The 375-nt window shown below is 32.0% G+C and carries 1 protein-coding gene; it reads right to left on the reverse strand.

From position 1 onward, the window contains the following. Positions 1–113: 113 nt before the first annotated feature. Positions 114–375: hypothetical protein (locus tag QWI17_RS23495; protein ID WP_302724980.1), on the reverse strand; the 262-nt coding region annotated here is incomplete at its 5' end.

Below are 375 nucleotides of genomic sequence, written 5' to 3' on the forward strand. Positions count from 1 at the left end.
CGCAATCATTGCAGAAGCACGAACTGGACCTTGTTTGAAACGAATATTTAATTCGTACGTTGTTAATGAAGCTATTATTGAACACATCATTAATATTAAAAATTCAGTAATCATTAGCCAATAATTAATTTAAACAACAACATACTCAATAAAACTCCGATAAATGCTAACGTTCCCAGCTTTCCTCCTACACCAACAAATAAAGATTTTGTAGCAAAAAATAACAAGGCTGTAAAAACTCCAGCCGTAATAATCATCCAATAAACATACTGAAAATCAAGCGAAGTCATTCCAATGAAAGCACCACAATATATAGGTCCTGCAATTTGTTTTAGATATTCTGAACGAGGATTAAACTTCGTTAAAAATGAACCT

Origin of the sequence: Gilvimarinus gilvus, from assembly GCF_030518155.1 — a bacterium.
GTDB classification, from domain to species: Bacteria; Pseudomonadota; Gammaproteobacteria; order Pseudomonadales; family Cellvibrionaceae; genus Gilvimarinus; species Gilvimarinus gilvus.